This is a genomic window from Kitasatospora aureofaciens (assembly GCF_001188955.3).
GTDB classification, from domain to species: Bacteria; Actinomycetota; Actinomycetes; order Streptomycetales; family Streptomycetaceae; genus Kitasatospora; species Kitasatospora aureofaciens.
In genome coordinates this window covers 14305-32449 of record NZ_JPRF03000041.1, presented here as the reverse complement: position 1 = coordinate 32449, position 18145 = coordinate 14305, and the positions used below count along the sequence as shown (strand labels likewise).

Below are 18145 nucleotides of genomic sequence, written 5' to 3'. Positions count from 1 at the left end.
CCGGTGGGCGGCCCGGGCGGGCTGTTGGGGCGTTTCGAGCCACCGGCGAAGCCCTGGGCGGCCGGGCACCGGGGCGTGGACCTCGCGGCCGTGCCCGGGGCGGAGGTGCGGGCGGCGGCGGCCGGGGTGATCGCGTTCTCCGGGCTGGTGGCGGGGCGCCCGGTGGTGACCGTCGCCCATCCGGGGTCCGGGTCTCCCCCGCTGCGCACCACCTATCTGCCCGTCACCGGCACCCTCCCGGTCGGTACCACGGTGGCCGCCGGACAGGTGATCGGCCGACTGGCCCCGGACGGGCGCCACTGCGGCGCGGGCGACTGTCTGCACTGGGGGCTGCTGCGCGGCGGGCGCTACCTCGATCCGCTGGCCCTGCTCGGAGCGGGCCGGGCCCGCCTGCTACCGCTGGGCAGGGGTGGCGCAGGGGTGTAGTCAGGGGGTGAGGATTGGAGCAGACAGGCGAACGGGCGGACGGGCGGACGGGCGGACGGGCGGACGGATCGAGCGTCCGGGCTGCGGTTCAGCCGCGGTCGAGGCCGTGCAGCGCCAGGGAGACGGCGGCGTCGGCGATGGCCTCGGCGGACTCGACCGGGCAGCCCGCGCGGTCCCCCGCGGCGAACTGCTCGGCCCGGCGGACGGCCGCCTCCACCACACCCTGCAGCAGCGCCGCGGCGAGCCGGGGCCGCTCGTGGCCGAGGTCCTCCAAGGCCTGGACGACCAGCCCGGCGAGTCCCGCGTGCGCCGCCCGGATGCGCTCGCGCGCGGCCTCGTCCAGTTCCACCGCCGAGATGGCCATCACCGCACGGTGCCTCGGGTCGCCGGCCAGTGCCAGCTGGCCCCGGACGTACGCCTCGATCCGCCCGGCAGCGGTGTCGCAGCTCGCCATCCCGGCCTCGATCTCGGCCGCCCAGAGCGGGAAGTCCACCTCGCACAGTGCCTCGACCACGGCGGCGCGGGAGCGGAAGTACTCGTAGACCGAGGAGCGCGCCAGCCCGGTGCGGGCCGCGAGGGAGGGGAAGGTCAGGGCCTCCATGCCGCCCTCGATGAGCAGGGTGCGGGCAGCGTCGAGGAGGGCTGCCCGCTGCAGCTGGCGATGCTCGGCCACCGTGGCCGCTCGGATCTTCGGCACGCCCCCACTGTACGGAGCCCTACCTGCGACCGGTACGGCGCCGCGTATTCGGGCGAGGGGCGGGACCGGCGGGCGGTCCGGGCACCGGCTACCGGATGTCCGAGAGCTTGGCGCGCAGCTGGAGGACGGACTTGGTGTGGATCTGGCTCACCCGGCTCTCCGTCACTCCCAGCACCTGTCCGATCTCGGCAAGGGTGAGGCCCTCGTAGTAGTAGAGCGTCACCACGGTCTTCTCCCGCTCGGGGAGGGTGTTGACCGCTTGGGCCAGCAGTCTGCGCAGCTCTCGGTCCTCGGCCACCTCGACCGGGTCGTCCGCGCCGTGGTCCTCCAGGGTGTCCACCAGGCTCAGCCGGTCGCCGCCCTCCCCCACCGGGTGGAGCAGTTCGTCCAGGGCCACCACGTTGGCGAGCGACAGCTGACTGAAGATCGCGTGCAGGTCCTCGATCGCGATGCCCATCTCGGCCGCGACCTCGGGCTCGTGCGGCGTCCGGCGCAGCCGGGCCTCCAGCGTCGCGTACGTCCGTTCGACGGCCTTCGCCTTCTGCCGCACCGAACGGGGGATCCAGTCCAGGGCGCGCAGTTCGTCGATGATCGCGCCGCGGATGCGGCTGATCGCGTAGGTCTCGAACTTGATCGCGCGGTTGACATCGAACTTCTCGATCGCGTCGATCAGCCCGAAGACACCGGAGGAGACGAAGTCGGCCTGCTCCACGTTGGAGGGCAGACCGACCCCGACCCGACCGGCCACGTACTTGACGAGTGGTGAGTAGTGCAGGATCAGCTGCTCCCGCAGCCGCTGGTCACCGGTCTCCTTGTACGAGCGCCAGAGCGCTTCGAGCGCGCTGCGCCCCGGGGCGCCGGCGTCCCGGGCGGGTGAGCCCGCACCCTTGCGCTCGCCCTCGCCGGCCCGTTCCCGGCGGGGCCGGGACACGGGTGGGGAGGTGGCTTCCGGCGCGGGGGCGCTCGACGGCAGCCCGGGGGCGCGTTCGACGGCCGCACCATCGGGCGCGTCCGCCTCGGCGACCGCCCCGGCGTGGTGGCGCGCCCCGGTGCCGTGCGCCGGCTCCGCTCCCGGGGGCACGCCGGCGCTGGAAGCGGCGTCGGTACCGGGCGCGGCATCTGCGTCGGGCACAGCATCGGCGTCCCTGGCCGCGTCGGCCGGCTGTCCAGGCACCACCGTCGGCCGGCCGCCCTGGCGCGACAGGCCTCCCATCGTCCCCGCCGATTTGGGCGGGTACTCGGTCACGGGGCGCCGCTCGGTCCGCGGCCCTCCCGAGGACCGGGCGCCACCGGTCACTCTGTGTCCGGGAATGTGTGTGGGCATACGTTGGTCTGCGCCGTTCTGCCGAGTCATGTGCTGATAGGGAAGGCATGTGGAGCGTAGCGTGACCGACTCACTGCAAAGCGCTACCACCGCTCGGTCGTCCCTCGATCCGGTGGCCTTCGCCCACCGGATCCGGCCGTACGAGCGGGAGAACCGGATCAGCGGGTCAGCAGGACCGTCGCGGGTCGCCTTCCCCGGGCGAACCCATGTTCGCCCTTTCGGCGATCACCTCCTCCTCCGTACCACGCGCCAGTGCGCACCGTGTCGCTCCACGAAGCCGAGTGAGACCAACTCGTAGAGCCGCTGGAGGACTTCGTCCGGCGGAAGTCCGGATTGGCGGGCCAGTCGCTCGACCGGAGCGCCCTCCGCCGTGGCCGGGACGGCCTCCAGCACCCGGGCCACCGCAGGCTCCAGCAGGTCCCGCGGCAGCACCGGGCCGCTGCGCTGCGGAGCCAGGTCGTCCCCGATCGCGCCGACCAGGTCGGTGATCTCGGTGGCGTCGGTGACCAGCGTGGCGCCGCCGCTGCGGATGAGGGCGTGCACCCCGGCGGAGAGCTCCGAGGTGACGGGGCCGGCCACACCCATGGTGTGACGGTTGAGGTCACGCGCCCGTCTGGCCGTACTCAGGGCTCCGCTGCGCAGGGCTGCCTCGACCACCACGGTGCCCCGGGTCAGCGCCGCGATGACGCGGTTGCGGAGCACGAAGCGGAAGCGGTTCGGGTGTTCCCCGGGCGGGAGTTCGCTGACCAACAGCCCCTGGACGCCGATCCGCCGGATCAGTTCGGCGTTCCCCTTCGGATAGGCGACGTCGACCCCACAGGCGAGCACGGCGACGGTCATCCCACCCACTGCCAGCGCCCCGCGGTGGGCCGCCGCGTCGATCCCGTACGCGGCTCCGGACACCACGACCCAGCCGCGCTCGGCCAGTTGTGCCGAGAGCTCACCCGCGACGTGGGCGCCGTAGGCCGTGCAGGCCCGCGAGCCCACCAGCGCGACCGAGCGGAGGGCGAGCAGCCGCAGCGAACCGGTGCCGGTGGTCCAGAGCCCGATCGGGCGTCCGTCGCCGAGGTCGTCCAGTTGACTGGGCCATTCGGTGTCCCCCGGAATGATGAAGCGTCCACCGGCGTCCCGTACCCGTTTCAGGTCGTCCGCCGGGGCCAGGCCGGGGAGCCGCGCCTGGTAGGCGGCCAGCCGGGCGGAGTCCAGCCCTGGGTGGTCGGGGACATCTCCGTCCCGAATCGCCCGGACCACCTCCACCGCCGGGAGTTCGCGGAGCCAGCGGCCGACCACCGCGTCGCCCGGTTCGCTGAGCCGGTTGAGCAGGACCCGGGCGAGGCGCTCCGATTCCTGCGGGGCCAACGGCGGGCCCGCCGCGGCCGCGCGGGGCGCCTGAGATGCCCGGGATGCCTGAGGTGTTTGGGGTGCCTGGGGCGTCTGGGCTGTGTGTCCCAACAGCTGGTTCATACCGCCTCCTCGTCGTTCGCCGCGGGTTCCGTCCGCGTTCCGGGCCAGTCGTCGTCCGGGCCGCGCCGACACTGGGCCGGGAGGCTCCCGAGCCGCCCGTGGACGCGCCCGGAGAGCGGGACCCCCTGCTCGACTCCGGTGCGCAGGACGAGGGCGGTGCGCACGTCCTGTTGGTCCGGCCGGTCACGGCCGGCCAGATCGGCAACCGTCCAGGCGACCCTCAGCACCCGGTCCAGGCCGCGGGCGGTCAGCAGGCCGCGCTCCAACTGGCGCGCGGCGTCGTTGAGAGCGCCGGCGCCGAGCTGCCAGCGGGTCCGCAGTTCGTGGCCGGGCACCTCCGCGTTGGTCCGCCAGGGGGTGTGCTCCAGCCGGGCCGCCGCGCGCTCCCGGGCTGCCAGCACCCGGGCCGCGACGGTCTCGGTGCTCTCCGCCGTGGCGTCCCGCTCCATGAGCTCGATCCTGGTCACCGGGGCGACCTGGACCTGGAGGTCGACCCGGTCCAGCAGCGGCCCGGACAGCCGCCCCTGGTACCGGCTGACCATGGCCGGGGTGCACTCACAGCCCTCGCCCCGCCGCGAGTACCGGCCGCACGGACAGGGGTTCGCGGCCAGGCACAGGAGGAACCGGGCCGGGAGCCGCAGCGATCCGGCCGAGCGGGCGATCACCACCTCGCCCGACTCCAGCGGCTGGCGAAGCGCGTCGAGCACCCGCACGGGGAACTCGGGCGCCTCGTCCAGGAAGAGCACGCCCCGGTGGGCGAGGGACACCGCCCCCGGTCTCGGCAGGCCACTGCCGCCACCGACGATCGCGGGCATCGTGGTGGAGTGGTGCGGGGCGCAGTAGGGCGCGGTGTCGATCAGCGGGCGTCCGACCGGGAGCAGGCCCGCCACCGAATGGACGGCGGTGACCTCCAACGCCTCCTTCTGGGTCAGCGGCGGGAGCAGCGAGGGCAGTCGCTCCGCCAGCATCGTCTTGCCCGCCCCCGGTGGCCCCTTGAGGTAGAGGTGGTGCCCTCCGGCCGCGGCGATCTCCAGGGCTCGCCGGGCCTCGTACTGACCGGCCACGTCGGCCATGTCGAGCCGCAGCGTCCGGTCGTCGGGCAGGCCCCGGACCCCCGCGCTGGGGAGCATGAGTCCGGCCATCAGCGGATCCGGCCGGCCGCCGATCCGCTCGGACGGCTCTTCCGGTTCCACCGCCCCGGTCAGCACGGCGACGAGTTGGCGCAGGCTGCGCACCCCGATCGCCGTCACCCCCGGAACGAGCGAGGCCTCGGGCGCCGTCTGCTCGGCGACCACGACCCGTTCGTACCCGGCGTCGGCGGCGGCCAGCACCGACGGCAGCACCCCGCGGACCGGCCGCACCCGGCCGTCCAGCCCCAGCTCGCCGATGAGCAGCAGGTCGGCGATGGAGGAGGGGTCGAGCCGCTCGGCGGCGGCCAGCACGGCACACGCCACCGCGAGGTCGAAGCCGCTGCCGCTCTTGGGCACCGAGGCGGGGCTGAGGCCGACGGTCAGCTTGCGCTGCGGCCAGGCCTCGCCGCTGTTGCAGACCGCGGCGCGGACCCGGTCCCGGGCCTCGGTGAGCGCCTTGTCGGGCAGACCGACCAGGGTGAACGCGGCCACCCCGGGCTCCAGATCGGCCTGGACCTCGACGATCACCCCGTCGACCCCGACCAGCGCGACGGAACAGGTGCGGGCGAAGGCCATCTCAGACCACCCCCCGCAGGTGGTCGACCACGGCTGCACCCCGCGCCCGGTTGACCACGGCCACCAGATCGATCCGCACCCCTCCCGGTGGGGCGGGCGGCCACTGCGGATCGGACGGCCCGGGGTCGTACCCGGGCCCGGCCAGGCGGGCGAAGTGCCCGGGCCAGCGCTCGGCCAGCCAGCGCTCGGCGAGCCGTTGCAGCCGGGCGGCCTTGGCCCGGTCGATGGCCTCGCTGGGTTGTTGGAAGCCCCGCTCGGAGCGGGTCTTCACCTCGCAGACGGCGACGGTGTCGCCGTCGAGGGCGACGATGTCCAGCTCGCCCTCGGCGCAGCGCCAGTTGCGGTCGAGGATGCGGAGTCCGGACTCCGCGAGGTGACGGGCGGCGACCCGCTCCCCGTAGCGGCCGAGCCCGATCCTGGTGCTGCGGCCCGGCTCGGCTGCGCCGTCCGCCCCGGTTGCGGCCGCATTCGGTACGGCCTGGTCCTGCACGATGGTGTTCTGCACGGTGACCACCTCCGCCGAGGAGGCTGCACCACCGTGCGCACCGGGGCCGGGAAATTCCGTTTCCCTGTGGATAACCCCGACCTGTGGATAACTCTTGTCACCCGCAGGAGTGAGAAGCCCCCGCCTGACGAAATTCGGCTGGACAACGCGGGACGGAGTCGTCCAACGTCAGTTCCCGAAGCCGGACTCGTCCGAGGGCAGCTCCAGATCGCTCTTCGCGAGTTCCTCGATGTTCACGTCCTTGAAGGTCAGCACCCGGACCTTGCGGACGAACCGGGCCGGCCGGTACATGTCCCAGACCCACGCATCCGCCATCGACACCTCGAAGAACACCTCGCCCTGGACCGAGTGCACCTGCAGCTCGTAGTCGTTGGTGAGGTAGAACCTTCGTTCGGTCTCGATCACGTACTTGAACAGGCCGACGACGTCCCGGTACTCCCGGTAGAGCTTGAGCTCCATCTCGGTCTCGTACTTCTCGAGATCTTCGGCACTCATCCAGGCGTCCCCTCAACTTGTCAGTCCACCCATTGTGGACCACCGCACCCACGCTCAGAGCCGTACCGGATCGACCGGCGGGCCCTCTGCCAGCAGTCGTCCCAGGAAGTCCCCCAGTCCGGCCGGGTAGACCGTCTCGGCCGTCCCCCGCAGTTCCTCGACCGTCCACCAGCGCGCCGCGAGCAGCTGGGCGTGCTCGTCCTCGCCCATGCCCGCGTGGTCCAGACCCGTCTCCGCGGTCCGGGCCAGATGGAACCACTGCTCCTGCTCGTAGCGCCGCCCCCGAAAGGAGAACGACACCGTGCCGTACGCCACCAAGGGCCCCAGGTCCACACCCCGCAAGCCGGTCTCCTCCGCGAGCTCCCGCTCGGCCGCCTCGCGCACGTCCTCCCCCGGCTCCAAGCCGCCGCCGGGCGTGAACCACCACGTCTCGCCGGGCACCGCCGGATCGGCGCCCAGGAAGAGGAGGATGCGGTCCAGCCCGTCCAGCAGCAGGATCCGCGCGGCCCTGCGACGCTGTGCAGTCATGGCAGCGCTCCACGCTCCTTCCGTTCGCATCGGTGGCGCTACCGATCCTGCCACCCGGCGCGTCCGTCCGGGGCGATGTTCGGCACAGCGGCCCGGCCGGCAACAGCCGCGGTCAGGAGCTGCGCCCCCGGCGGATCCGGCGCGCCAGGCCCGCCACCCCGCCCACCGCCGAGGTCACGACGATCAGCGCCGCGCCCGCAACGCTCGCGTAGGCGGCCGGCTCCAGCGGCCCGGGCTCGGCGGCCTTCGGGCCCGCGAAGCCGTCGAAGGCCGTGGTCCGGTCCAGCAGGCCGGTCCGGCCGAACGGAAGCAGAGTGGCCTCGACCCTGGCCTCGACCTCGGTGGCCGGGACGGTCCCGCCGTCGGCCTCCAGGTGGGTGCGGGAGTCGAGCGAGCCGACCCGGTTGTCGCCGAGCAGGAACAGCCGCCCCTGCGGCACCGTCACGCTGAACGACTCGCCCTGACGGCCCTGGGTCGCGAGGTACGGCTCGTCCACCGGCTTGCCGTTGACCGTCAGCCGGTGGTCGTCCGCGGTGGTGGCGACGGTGTCGCCGCCGACCGCGACCACCCGCTTGACCATGAGTTCCCCGCCCCAGGCCTGGTCGCGGAAGACCACCACGTCGCCCCGGCCGATGGTGCCGCCGTCGGTCTTGCGGGCGAGCACGGTGTCGCCGGCCTGGAGCGTCGGGTGCATCGAGGTGGTGGGGATCTTGTACGGCCGGTAGTCGACCGCGATGAGGACGAAGCCGCCGATCATCATCAGCAGCCCCAGCGCGAGCGCGATGCCCTGCAGCACCGCGGCGGCCCGGCGACCGGACCGGGCCGGCGTCTCCGGGTGGTCGGCCGACTGTTCCACGACACTGCTCATCGACACCGTCCACCTCTGGCCGACCGGAGAACACCACTGGCACGCCGGTGGCTCGGGCGCGAACGCCGACGGGCCGTGGCACGTCCGAGCAGATTACTCGTCGGTACCACGGCCCGCGCAAGAGTCGGAGACGACTCGGTGGAGCTCAGGACTCCTTCCGGCGCTCCTTCCGGGTCCGCACCCGACGCACCAGCGGCAGCAGGGCGACGGCACCCACCGCGCCGCCCACCGGAGGCGCGGCCGGCAAGACCGCCGACAGGCCCGTCTGGTCGAAGGTGTCCGGCACCGGGAGCGTGGACCAGTGGCTCACCGGCCACGCCACCACGAAGGCCCGCCCGATCACGTTGTCCACCGGCACCGTCCCGCCGCCCGGCTGGTCCATGTGGAAGCGGGAGTCCAGCGAGTCGGCGCGGTGGTCGCCCATCACCCAGATCCGGCCGTTCGGCACCTTCACCGGGCCGAAGGGCTGCGTGCCGCAGGGGGTGTTGCCCTGGTAGACGTACGGCTCGTTGAGGGCGACTCCATTGACCTTGACCGGCCCGTCGTCCTTGCACTCGACGGTGTCGCCGCCGACCGCGATGACCCGCTTGATCAGGTCCTTCTCGTTGGCGGAGGGCATCAACCCGACGAAGCTGAGCACGTCCTGCACGCCGCGGACGAAGGAGTTGGTGCTCTGCTGGGTCGGCTCGTCGTTCAGCCAGCCACCCGGGTCGTGGAACACCACGACGTCCCCGCGCTCGGGTTCGGATCCGAACCAGGGGGTCAACTTGTCCACCAGGACACGGTCGCCGACCTGCAGCGTGTTCTGCATCGACTCCGACGGAATGGAGAACGCCTGGACGAAGAAGGTCTTGATCACCAGCGCGAGGATCAACGCGATGCCGATCAGGATCGGCAGCTCCTTCAGGAAGGAGCGCTGCTTGCGCGGCTTGGCCGGAGCCTCCGAATCCGACTCGTTCACCTGCTCGCTCTCCGACCGCTGTGGCTCCGGCGGGCCGTCCGCCCCGGTGCCGTGCGCGTCGGCGTTCTGGGCGGCCGTGTCCTCGCCCGCCGTCGACGGTGCCGAGGACTCGGCGGACCGGTTCACCCGGCCGCCCGGGCCCTCGGGTTCCCCGGCGCCTGAGCGGGCACCGATCACCAAATCCCCCACAACGTCTCCTCCCTGCTGTGCGGACGCCCGCGCGCCCGCGCTCAGAGTGCCGCACAGCGGGCACCACGCTCGCCACGACCATGAACGCCTCAGGGCTGCCCACAGCGGACTGCCCTGACACCAACCCGGCCTCGGCGCACGGCCGGGACCACTCCCGGCCGCACCTGCACTTCTCTATCACTCCAGGGCATCCGGCTCGCAGTTCCACACGCGCTGTCCGGCCGTCCAACGGCCGGAGCGGCTCACTTCGGAGGCCGCCCCGGCCGGCGAAAGACAAGCGGAAGGATGCCCAATACACCCATAACGAGCGGAGGTTCTGTTGGAACCGGCCCAATGCCCATCGATTCCGGCGCAGTTCCGCCGGGCTGAGACGCCGCGGCGAGAGAGGAGAGTGAACTCGGTTCATCGAGTTGATGGAAGCGGCCCAGCGGCCAGGCGATCACGAACGCGCGACCGACCACGTCGTTCAGCGGGACGGTGCCCTGCCCCGGATTGCCCATGTGGAAGCGCGAGTCGGCGGAGACGTCCCGGTGGTCCCCCATGACCCACAGGCGCCCCTTGGGCACCGTCACCTTGAACGGCTGCCGGGAGGGCGGGTTGCCCGGCGCGAGGTAGGGCTCCTCCACCGCGTGGCCGTTGACGGTGAGCCGCCCCTGCGGGTCGCAGCACTCGACGGTGTCCCCACCGACGCCGATCACGCGCTTGATCAGGTCCTGCTCGTTGTCGGACGGCAGCAGTCCGACGAAGGTCAGCACCTGCTTGGTGCCGCCCAGTACCGGACCGTCGTGGGACGGCTTGCGATCGTTCTCCAGCCAGCCGCCCGGGTCCTTGAACACCACCACGTCGCCGCGCTGCGGCTCACTGCCGAACCAGGGGGTCAACTTGTCCACCAGCACCCGGTCCCCGACCTGGATGGTCTGCTCCATCGAGCCCGAGGGGATCACGAACACCTGGATCAGGAAGGTCTTCAAGACCAGCGCCACCAGCAGGGCCACCAGGACGATCAGCGGGAACTCACGCAGCAGCGAGCGCTTGCGCCGGCGGGCCGCGCGTCGGGCACTGCGACGGCGCTCGGCCCGGCCGCGGACCGGCGCGGCCGACGCGGCCGGCTCGGCCGGATCCGCGAGTCCTACCGAACGGGCGGAACGGCCCGAACGGACGGAACGCACGGCACCGCCCCCGTCCCGGTCCGCCTCGCCCTCGCCCGGCTTCGGGGCCGAGCGGTCGGCGACCCGACCCCTACCCCTGGTCCCCATGACCACCCGTCCCCGTGACCGCGGTGAAAGCCGAGGGCCGGTCCAGGCCGGTCAGGCGCGAGAACGGGTACACCACCCAGTCCGCCCGCCCGATCACCTTGTCCGCGGGCACGAAGCCACCGCCGGGCTCCCCGAGGTGGTCGCGCGAGTCCCGGGAGGCGCTCCGGTGGTCGCCCAGCACGAACAGCTCGCCAGGCGGCACCACGACGTCGAAGGCCACGTCGGACGGCTGGTCCCCCGGGGCCAGGTAGGAGGTCTCGTCCACCGGTACGCCGTTGACGGTGAGCGGCGCGCCCGGGCCGGTGCTCCTCACCCGGTCGCCGCCGACGCCGATCACTCGCTTGACGTAGACCGTGTTCCCCGCCGGGACCAGCCCGAGGTCCCGGCCGACCGAACGCACGTTGTCCCAGAACCCCGGCTGACCGGCCGGTTCGGGGAGGAAGGAGCCCACCCCGTCGAAGACCACGATGTCGCCGCGCCGGGGGTGGCCGCCGAAGGCGTAGGCGAGCTGGTTGGCGATCAACCGGTCGCCAGGCTGCAGCGTGTCCTCCATCGAGCCGGAGGGCACCGTGAACGGCCGGGCGACGAACGCGTTCACCAGGAGCAGGGCCGCCAGGCAGATCCCGACCAACAGCAGCAGGTCCCGGGACCGCGAACGCCCGGGCTCGGACTCCCCGTCCCCGCCGGACTCCCCGTCCTCGCCGTCCTTCTCCGCCGCCTCGGGCTGGTCCTCGGACTGTTCGGGCACCGGGCCGCCGTCCGGCGCCGCCTGCCGTTCCGGGGACGGCTCCGGCCCGGAGACGACCGCGGACCGCGACAGCGAGTCCGCACCGGTGGGTGCGGGACTGCCGTCGCGGTCCGCGGGTGGTTCGTGCGTGCTCATCGGGCGCTGAGCTTACCTTGCGGTTGCTCAGCCCTTCCGAGCGCTCCGATCCCCCGGCGTGGCCGGGGGCCGGTGGATCAGCGGTCGCGCTTCTCCTTGATCTTCGCGGCCTTGCCGCGGAGGTCACGCAGGTAGTACAGCTTGGCGCGGCGAACCGCACCGCGGGTCACGACCTCGATCTTCTCGACGACCGGGGTGTGCACCGGGAAGGTGCGCTCCACGCCGACGTTGAAGCTGACCTTGCGAACGGTGAAGGTCTCACCGACACCGGCGCCGTGGCGGCGGATGACGACGCCCTGGAAGACCTGGACACGGGAGCGGTTGCCCTCGATGACCCGGACGTGAACCTTCAGGGTGTCACCGGCGCGGAAGGCCGGGATGTCGGTACGCAGCGAGGCCGCGTCGACAGCAGCGAGCTTGTTGCTCATGTTGCTCTCCATCGCAGGCGCCACGGGCCGCCCACGGAAGTTCGTCACAATGGGGTCTGCTGCGGGCCGCATCGGCTGGCGGCGATCCCCCCGTGGCGGGGGCGCCGGTCCACGTGCTCCCTACGGAAGGGAACCAGCGACAGACAGCAGCGGCCTATTCTTCCACATCACCGGCTGCGGACCGAAATCGGCCGAGCTCCTCGTCCCAGACCAGGCCCAGGACGCTGAGCGCCGCCCGGTCCTTCTTGTCGAAGGCGCCGTACTGCCAGCGCCCGACCAGGTCGGGCCGGTTGGTCAGGGTGCGGGCGAAGGCCTGCTCCCGCCGCCAGCGTGCGATCTTGCCGTGGTTGCCGCTGAGCAGCACGTCCGGCACGGTCCGGCCGCGCCATTCGGCGGGCTTGGTGTAGACCGGGCCCTCCAGCAGGTCGGCCATCGCGCCGGGGGCGAAGGAGTCGTCCCGGTGGGATTCGGCGTTGCCGAGCACGCCGGGCAGCAGCCTGGCGATCGCCTCGACCATCACCAGCACCGCGACCTCACCGCCGGCCAGCACGTAGTCGCCGATCGAGGCCTCGACCACCGGCATGCGGGTGGCCGCCTCCTCGATGACCCGGCGGTCGATGCCCTCGTACCGCGCCGGGGTGAACGCCAGCCAGGGCCGGCCGGCCAGCTCCTGGGCGAGCTCCTGGGTGAACGGGCGCCCACTCGGGGTGGGGACGACCAGGGTCGGCACCTCGCCCGCGGGTCCGCCGGCCACGACGGCGTCCAGCGCCTCGCCCCACGGCTCGGGCTTCATCACCATGCCGGGGCCGCCGCCGTAGGGGGTGTCGTCCACCGTGCGGTGCACGTCGTGGGTCCATTCGCGCAGGTCGTGGAGGTGCACATCCAGCTGGCCGCGGGCCCTGGCCTTGCCGACCAGCGAGATGTTCAGCGGTTCCAGGTACTCCGGGAAGATCGAGACGACGTCGATCCGCATCCCGGACCGGACACCCGCGCCGGCGTCCTGACCAGCGTCCTGCGCGGCCTCTCCGGGAGTCTGCCCGACGGTCACTCCGACTCCTCCGGCTCCTCCGACGCGGTGCCGACGACCTCGGCCTGGTCGGGGTCGATCAGCCCGGCCGGCGGGGTGATCACGGCCCGCTGGTTCTCCAGGTCGATGGTCGGCACGATCTGGGTCACGAAGGGCACCAGCACCTCCGTCCCGTCGGCCTTCCTCACCGTGAGCAGGTCCTGGTACGGCAGGTGGACGACCTCGGTCAGCTCGCCGACCGGGGTGCCGTCGAGCAGCACCACGTCGAGGCCGATCAGCTGGTGGTCGTAGTACTCCTCCGGGTCCTCCGGACGCTCCTCCGGGTCGACCTCGGAGATGAGCAGGGTGCCCCGCAGCGCCTCCGCAGCGTTGCGGTCCTTGACGCCGGCGAAGCGCAGCAGCAGTCGGCCGCTGTGCACCCGGCCGGATTCGACGGTCAGCGGTCCGGCCGAGGCGGGGTCGGTGAGCAGGACAGCACCGGGACCGAGCCGGAGTTCCGGCTCGTCGGTGCGGACCTCGACACTGACGTCACCCCTGATGCCGTGGGCGCGGCCGATCCTGCCGACGACGAGCTGCACGGTGATCGTTCTCCTGGAGTTGCTGGGCGAAGAAGGCTGAGACGGGTAAGCGCTGAGACGGATATGCGCTGAGACGGGTGCGCGCTGAGGGCCGAGCAGGGACAGCCAGCAAAAAAGGCCGACCGGGACGACATGCGTCCCGGTCGGCCTCAAGCCCGACGGCTGAACGAGCAGCTGCGTCAGCGAATGTTGTCCACGTCGACCAGGTCGACCCGGACGTTGCGACCGCCGAGGGCGCCGACCACGGTGCGCAGTGCGCGCGCCGTGCGGCCGCCCCGGCCGATCACCTTGCCGAGGTCATCGGGGTGCACCCGCACCTCGATGGTGTTGCCCCGACGCAGGTTGCGCGAGCGCACCTGCACCTCGTCGGGGTGCTCGACGATGCCCTTCACCAGATGGTCGAGGGCGTCCTCGATCACGATCAGGCCTCGGCGGCGGCGTCGGCGTCAGCCTCGGCCTTGTCCGACTTCTTGGCCTTCGGGGTGATGGCGACACCGGTGGTGGCGTCCTCGAAGCCGGCGACGGCCTTCGCGAACAGGTGCGAGAAGTCCTCGACCTTGGGCTCGGCGACCTTCAGCGGCTCCGGAGCCGGCAGGCCCTTGAACTTCTGCCAGTCGCCGGTCAGCTTGAGGATGGCGAGCACCGGCTCGGTCGGCTGGGCGCCGACGGACAGCCAGTACTGGGCGCGGTCGCTGTCGACCTCGATCTTCGAGGGGTTGTAGGTCGGCTGGTAGATGCCGATCTCCTCGATCGCGCGACCGTCACGCTTGGTGCGGGCGTCGGCGACGACGATGCGGTAGTGCGGGGAGCGAATCTTGCCGAGACGCTTCAGCTTGATCTTGACTGCCACGGGAGTGGATTCTCCTGGTGTTGACGTGGGTGAGCAGCCTCGCCGTCCGCGTGGGGTTGCGGGGGAGGCCGTTCAAGGGACACGCCAGCCGTAGGAGAGAGGGGTCCTGCCCGGCTGCCGAGTACTCAGCTGTCCATTCTGCCATACCGGCGCGGACGCTCTTCACCCGGCCGTCACGGAGGAAGGCCCGGAGCAGGGCATACGGAAGCCCGAGGGCGATGCAGGGGCGCCCCACGACAGGGCGCGGGGAAGCCCCGAGGCGGAGCGCGAACGGGCGACGGGGCCGCTCAGGGCCCGACCGGGAGCCCCCGCTCCCGGTCAGCCCACAGACTCACCCGTGTCACCGATGTCACCAACGTCACCGGCGCCAACGTCACCGGCGCCGGCCACCCCGGCCGTGCCGACTGCCCGCACAGTCGCCGACCGGTCCCGGCCCCGGATTACGCGATCTTGAACGGCTGCTGGCAAGCGCCGCAGACGATGGACGCCTGCGCGAGCACCGACGGCACGACCCGGACGTTGCGTCCGCAGCCGCAGACCGCCTTGACCCGTACGCCGCCCCCGGAGGAGCCGTGCCGGGCGGCCGGCCCGCGGAAGGCGCGGTTGGTGCCGTCGCCGGCCACCGCTTCCTGGTGCGCGCCCAGGGCGCGGTCCAGGCGCTCGATGGTCTCGGCGTAGCGCTCCTGCGTCTCCTTGAGCATGGTCACCTGGGAAAAGCCGCTGCTGGCGTGCGGCTCGACCGGGTGCGCCAGGCCCAGCTCGGAGGCGAGCATCAGGAAGCGCCGGTTGTGGTAGCGGCCGGCCCGCGAGGTGTCCCGGATGTCCCGGGCCGCGGCCAGACCGTGGGCAGCCTCGTGGAGGAGCCGCTCGAAACCGAGCCGCGTGCCACAGGCCGAAGAGGACTCTCCGATCAGCGCCTCGGGCGAGGCGAGGTCGGGGAGGTCCTGGTGGTGGGCCTGGATGTCACTCCAGGCGGCGGCCAGTTCGGCCGCGAGGACGAGGGGCTGTGTCGTGCTCACGCTAGACCAACGATGCAGGGCGAGCCGATGTTCCGCATGTTCCCGTTCTCCGAGAATTCCCAGGGAACTCCCAGGAATGCGCGACTGTGCGCGAATTGCGCGTTCCGGATCTGACGCAAGACCAACCCCCTGCCGGTTTCGGCCCGCCCTAACGTCGGCGGGCCTCGTGAATTCCGCCCGGGGGCGGGCTGTCGCCCCCTGGACGTACGGCCCGAGGACCCGCCGAAGTTGACAGGGCCACGGGCCGTACACCGTACCGCTATTCCGTTAATATCGGCAGTTGACCGGCCAGTAGGGATGTCCGCTTCCCGGACTCCCCCGTCAGAGTTACCGGATTCTTACCCAACCGCATTCCGGGCAAATGTCGCCGGTAACGGTCATTACCTGCCGGCGTCAGACATCAGTACGCACGCGCGACGATCGCGATATTGCCGTCCTGGTCGTCCGCCTGCGGCACCGAGCCGTCGGCCGCGATGATGCAGCGCACCGTGACGCCCTGCTCGGCCAGCTTGGCCTCGCCCTCTGCCCCGAGGTCGGCCCAGGCGATCCGGCCCCAGCCGGTCGCGGCGGCCTCGACGGCCTCGTCCAGGGTCTTGACATCGACGGTGCGGGCCTCGCGGCGCTCGCGGGACTGGCGCAGCAGCAGCGCCTGGTCCTCCTCCAGGACGCCCGGCAGCAGCGCGGCCAGGGCGTCGATGGAGACCGGCTCCTTGCCGCCCGGGATGCGGCGGGCCAGCATCGCGGTGCCGTTCTCCAGGTCGCGCGGGCCGACCTCGATGCGCAGCGGAACGCCCTTGAGCTCCCAGTCGACGGCGCGTCGGCCGAACGGGGTGTCGGTGCGGTCGTCGACCACGACGCGGATGCCGGCGGCCTCCAGCTGGGCACCGATCTCGCGGACCTTGGCGATGACCGCGTCGTCGCCCTTGATGGCCAGCACCACGGCCTGGACGGCGGCCAGGCGCGGGGGCACCCGCAGGCCGTTGTCGTCGCCGTGGGACATGATCAGGCCGCCGACCATGCGGGTCGAGACGCCCCAGGAGGTCTGCCAGACGTACTCGCGCTCGGCGCCCTGCAGCTGGTAGGTGGTGTTGAACGCCTTGGCGAAGTTCTGGCCCAGCTCGTGGCTGGTGCCCATCTGCAGCGCCTTGCCGTCGCCCATCATGCCCTCCAGGGTGAGGGTGTTGATGGCGCCGGCGAAGCGCTCCTTGGCGGTCTTGCGGCCGAGCACGACGTCGATGCCGAGCACGTTGGTCATGAAGTCGCCGTAGACCTGGGTGTGGATCATCGACGCGTAGTCGCGGGCGTCCTCGTAGGTGGCGTGGGCGGTGTGGCCCTCCTGCCAGAGGAACTCGGTGGTGCGCAGGAAGATGCGCGGGCGCAGCTCCCAACGGACCACGTTCGCCCACTGGTTGATCAGCAGCGGCAGGTCGCGGTGGCTCTGCACCCACTTCGAGAAGTACTCGTTGATGATCGTCTCGGAGGTGGGCCGGACGACGACCGGCTCCTCCAGCTGCTTGCCGCCACCGTGGGTGACCACCGCGAGTTCGGGGGCGAAGCCCTCGACGTGCTCGGCCTCCTTGGTCAGGTAGGACTGCGGGATGAACATCGGGAAGTAGGCGTTCTGCGCGCCCGCCTTCTTGATGCGCGCGTCCATCTCCTGCTGCATCCGCTCCCACAGGCCGTAGCCGTACGGTCGGATGACCATGGTGCCGCGGACCGGACCGTTGTCGGCAAGCTCGGCCTTGTTGATGAGGTCCTGGTACCAGCGCGGGAAGTCTTCCGCCTGAGGGGTGAGAACGGGTGCCTTAGCCATGGGCGGAATGGTACGGGGAGCGACGCCCTCACTTCGAATCGCCATCACACCCGCACGGAGGGAGACACGTCCGCGGCCGCGGAACGCCGCCCGCAGGGGGCGCACGACCGCGACACGCGCGCACCACCCTGCACCCCTCTGGACGCCGGGCCCGACCCGCTGTTCGCTGGAGTGGGGCGGGACTTTGGGGGAGCCGTAGCAGCACACCGAAGGACCGGATGGGAGGCCGCGATGGCTTCAGCTCGGACGACCGGCACGACCGCACGACCAGCGGACGCACGACCGACCGGCGCACGACCGCACCACCCGCAGCAGGGGGCCGCCGGGCCCGCGCGGGCGCGTGACTGGGCGGAGATCCAGGAACGCATGCTGGTGCCGCTCTACGAGGCGGTGTACGACCGCCTGGAGGTCGGCCCGGCGAGCAGCGTGCTGGGCCTGGGCTGCCGGTCAGGACTGGCCCTGCTGCTCGCCGCCGGGCGGGGCGCCCAGGTCTCCGGGCAGGAGCCGCGGGAGGAGCTGCGCGAGCTGGCCCGGGACCGTCGGCTGCGGGTGTGCGCGGGGGCCCGGCCGGCCGCCGCCGTCCCCCGCTCGGCCCATTCGCTGGTGACGGTTTTCGACCAGCTCCCCGGCGCCGCCGATCCGGGCCGGGTGGTCGCCGAGGCGGCCCGGCTCACCCTCCCGGGCGGACACGTGGTGCTGGCCGCCTGGGGCCCGCAGGAGCGCTGCGAGAGCGCGCCGGTGCTGGACGCGGCCCGTCGGATGGCGGGGCGGACCACCGCACGCGACCCGTTCGAGCTGAGCGTGCCGGGCGCGCTGGAGGACCTGCTCGCCCCGGTCGGTCTGCGACCGGCCGGCAGCGGCCGGGTCAGCTGCCCGTTCGCCTACCCGGACCTGGACAGCGCGGTGCGGGGCCTGCTCTCCACCGGGCTGTTCGAGCCGGCCGAGGAGTTCTCCGGCGCCCCGCTGGTGGCCAAGGAGTTGGAGGAGGCGCTGCAGCCGTACCTGCGCCCGGACGGCTCGGTCCGGATGGAGAACGTCTTCCGCTATCTGGTCGCCGAGCGACCACGCTGAGGACGGCGACGACACGGAGCCGGGAGGACACCGCGCCGGAAACCCGAAACCGGGGGC

20 protein-coding genes are annotated in these 18145 nt (G+C 72.3%); 2 read left to right on the top strand and 18 right to left on the bottom strand.

Translation table 11 applies throughout. The features are described from left to right. Positions 1–24 precede the first annotated feature (24 nt). Entirely contained in the window at positions 25–426 is a 402-nt protein-coding gene (locus tag HS99_RS46965; RefSeq protein ID WP_232543256.1) for a M23 family metallopeptidase, read from the top strand. A gap of 88 nt (positions 427–514) precedes the next feature. Here the strand turns inward: HS99_RS46965 and HS99_RS25850 are convergent, their stop codons facing one another. The 18 genes from HS99_RS25850 to proS form a co-directional block, all read right to left on the bottom strand. After that, positions 515–1099, bottom strand: coding sequence for a TetR/AcrR family transcriptional regulator (locus tag HS99_RS25850; protein ID WP_030287958.1), 585 nt, complete (start codon positions 1097–1099; stop codon positions 515–517). 112 nt (positions 1100–1211) lie between these two features. Beyond that, a complete protein-coding gene (whiG, locus tag HS99_RS25845; protein ID WP_046386902.1) occupies positions 1212–2054 on the bottom strand; it encodes an RNA polymerase sigma factor WhiG in 843 nt (280 codons plus the stop codon). 618 nt (positions 2055–2672) lie between these two features. Further along, complete coding sequence (gene dprA / locus HS99_RS25840; RefSeq protein WP_030554853.1) at positions 2673–3806, bottom strand: DNA-processing protein DprA; 1134 nt, start codon at positions 3804–3806, stop codon at positions 2673–2675. 101 nt (positions 3807–3907) lie between these two features. After that, positions 3908–5617, bottom strand: coding sequence for a YifB family Mg chelatase-like AAA ATPase (locus HS99_RS25835; protein ID WP_078938976.1), 1710 nt, complete (start codon positions 5615–5617; stop codon positions 3908–3910). A 1-nt stretch (position 5618) separates the two neighbouring features. After that, positions 5619–6122: a YraN family protein gene (locus HS99_RS25830; RefSeq protein WP_370863300.1), complete on the bottom strand. Its 504-nt coding sequence runs from the start codon at positions 6120–6122 to the stop codon at positions 5619–5621. 168 nt (positions 6123–6290) lie between these two features. Continuing rightward, positions 6291–6617, bottom strand: a complete 327-nt coding sequence (locus HS99_RS25825) for a DUF2469 domain-containing protein (protein WP_030056781.1) — start codon at positions 6615–6617, stop codon at positions 6291–6293. Between the two features lie 54 nt (positions 6618–6671). Continuing rightward, on the bottom strand, positions 6672–7145 hold the full coding sequence (locus HS99_RS25820; protein ID WP_030287965.1) for an NUDIX hydrolase: 474 nt from the start codon (positions 7143–7145) through the stop codon (positions 6672–6674). A 112-nt stretch (positions 7146–7257) separates the two neighbouring features. Beyond that, on the bottom strand, positions 7258–8013 hold the full coding sequence (gene lepB / locus HS99_RS25815; protein WP_078938977.1) for a signal peptidase I: 756 nt from the start codon (positions 8011–8013) through the stop codon (positions 7258–7260). Between the two features lie 145 nt (positions 8014–8158). After that, on the bottom strand, positions 8159–9163 hold the full coding sequence (lepB, locus tag HS99_RS25810; RefSeq protein WP_030554859.1) for a signal peptidase I: 1005 nt from the start codon (positions 9161–9163) through the stop codon (positions 8159–8161). 242 nt (positions 9164–9405) lie between these two features. Beyond that, positions 9406–10158 carry a signal peptidase I gene (gene lepB, locus HS99_RS25805; protein ID WP_370863299.1) on the bottom strand — a complete coding sequence of 251 codons (753 nt, stop codon included), beginning with the start codon at positions 10156–10158 and terminating at the stop codon, positions 9406–9408. A 244-nt stretch (positions 10159–10402) separates the two neighbouring features. Continuing rightward, entirely contained in the window at positions 10403–11302 is a 900-nt protein-coding gene (gene lepB / locus HS99_RS25800; protein WP_043388843.1) for a signal peptidase I, read from the bottom strand. Between the two features lie 77 nt (positions 11303–11379). Then, on the bottom strand, positions 11380–11730 hold the full coding sequence (rplS, locus tag HS99_RS25795; protein ID WP_030243502.1) for a 50S ribosomal protein L19: 351 nt from the start codon (positions 11728–11730) through the stop codon (positions 11380–11382). Positions 11731–11884: 154 nt separating this feature from the next. Continuing rightward, positions 11885–12703, bottom strand: a complete 819-nt coding sequence (gene trmD, locus HS99_RS25790; RefSeq protein WP_030287976.1) for a tRNA (guanosine(37)-N1)-methyltransferase TrmD — start codon at positions 12701–12703, stop codon at positions 11885–11887. Positions 12704–12774: 71 nt separating this feature from the next. Then, positions 12775–13335, bottom strand: a complete 561-nt coding sequence (rimM, locus tag HS99_RS25785) for a ribosome maturation factor RimM (protein ID WP_030287979.1) — start codon at positions 13333–13335, stop codon at positions 12775–12777. A 179-nt stretch (positions 13336–13514) separates the two neighbouring features. Continuing rightward, positions 13515–13754, bottom strand: a complete 240-nt coding sequence (locus tag HS99_RS25780) for an RNA-binding protein (RefSeq protein ID WP_030056773.1) — start codon at positions 13752–13754, stop codon at positions 13515–13517. Between the two features lie 2 nt (positions 13755–13756). Continuing rightward, a complete protein-coding gene (gene rpsP, locus HS99_RS25775; RefSeq protein ID WP_030287982.1) occupies positions 13757–14185 on the bottom strand; it encodes a 30S ribosomal protein S16 in 429 nt (142 codons plus the stop codon). Between the two features lie 440 nt (positions 14186–14625). Next, on the bottom strand, positions 14626–15204 hold the full coding sequence (locus HS99_RS25770; protein WP_030287984.1) for a hypothetical protein: 579 nt from the start codon (positions 15202–15204) through the stop codon (positions 14626–14628). Positions 15205–15604: 400 nt separating this feature from the next. Next, positions 15605–17017, bottom strand: coding sequence for a proline--tRNA ligase (gene proS, locus HS99_RS25765; protein ID WP_030554864.1), 1413 nt, complete (start codon positions 17015–17017; stop codon positions 15605–15607). Between the two features lie 366 nt (positions 17018–17383). Between proS and HS99_RS25760 the strand changes: the two genes are divergently transcribed. Continuing rightward, positions 17384–18088 (top strand): class I SAM-dependent methyltransferase, encoded by a 705-nt coding sequence (locus tag HS99_RS25760; RefSeq protein WP_037830700.1) that lies wholly within the window; start codon positions 17384–17386, stop codon positions 18086–18088. The last annotated feature ends 57 nt before the right edge of the window (positions 18089–18145 follow it).

What these genes read in the sequence shown, in the direction of transcription:
- HS99_RS25835 (WP_078938976.1), bottom strand. Translation starts at nt 5,617, where the DNA reads ATGGCCTTCGCCCGCACCTGTTCCGTCGCGCTGGTCGGGGTCGACGGG.
- HS99_RS25825 (WP_030056781.1), bottom strand. Translation starts at nt 6,617, where the DNA reads ATGAGTGCCGAAGATCTCGAGAAGTACGAGACCGAGATGGAGCTCAAG.
- HS99_RS25820 (WP_030287965.1), bottom strand. Translation starts at nt 7,145, where the DNA reads ATGACTGCACAGCGTCGCAGGGCCGCGCGGATCCTGCTGCTGGACGGG.
- lepB (WP_078938977.1), bottom strand. Translation starts at nt 8,013, where the DNA reads ATGAGCAGTGTCGTGGAACAGTCGGCCGACCACCCGGAGACGCCGGCC.
- lepB (WP_043388843.1), bottom strand. Translation starts at nt 11,302, where the DNA reads ATGAGCACGCACGAACCACCCGCGGACCGCGACGGCAGTCCCGCACCC.
- rplS (WP_030243502.1), bottom strand. Translation starts at nt 11,730, where the DNA reads ATGAGCAACAAGCTCGCTGCTGTCGACGCGGCCTCGCTGCGTACCGAC.
- trmD (WP_030287976.1), bottom strand. Translation starts at nt 12,703, where the DNA reads ATGCGGATCGACGTCGTCTCGATCTTCCCGGAGTACCTGGAACCGCTG.
- proS (WP_030554864.1), bottom strand. Translation starts at nt 17,017, where the DNA reads ATGGCTAAGGCACCCGTTCTCACCCCTCAGGCGGAAGACTTCCCGCGC.
- HS99_RS25760 (WP_037830700.1), top strand. Translation starts at nt 17,384, where the DNA reads ATGCTGGTGCCGCTCTACGAGGCGGTGTACGACCGCCTGGAGGTCGGC.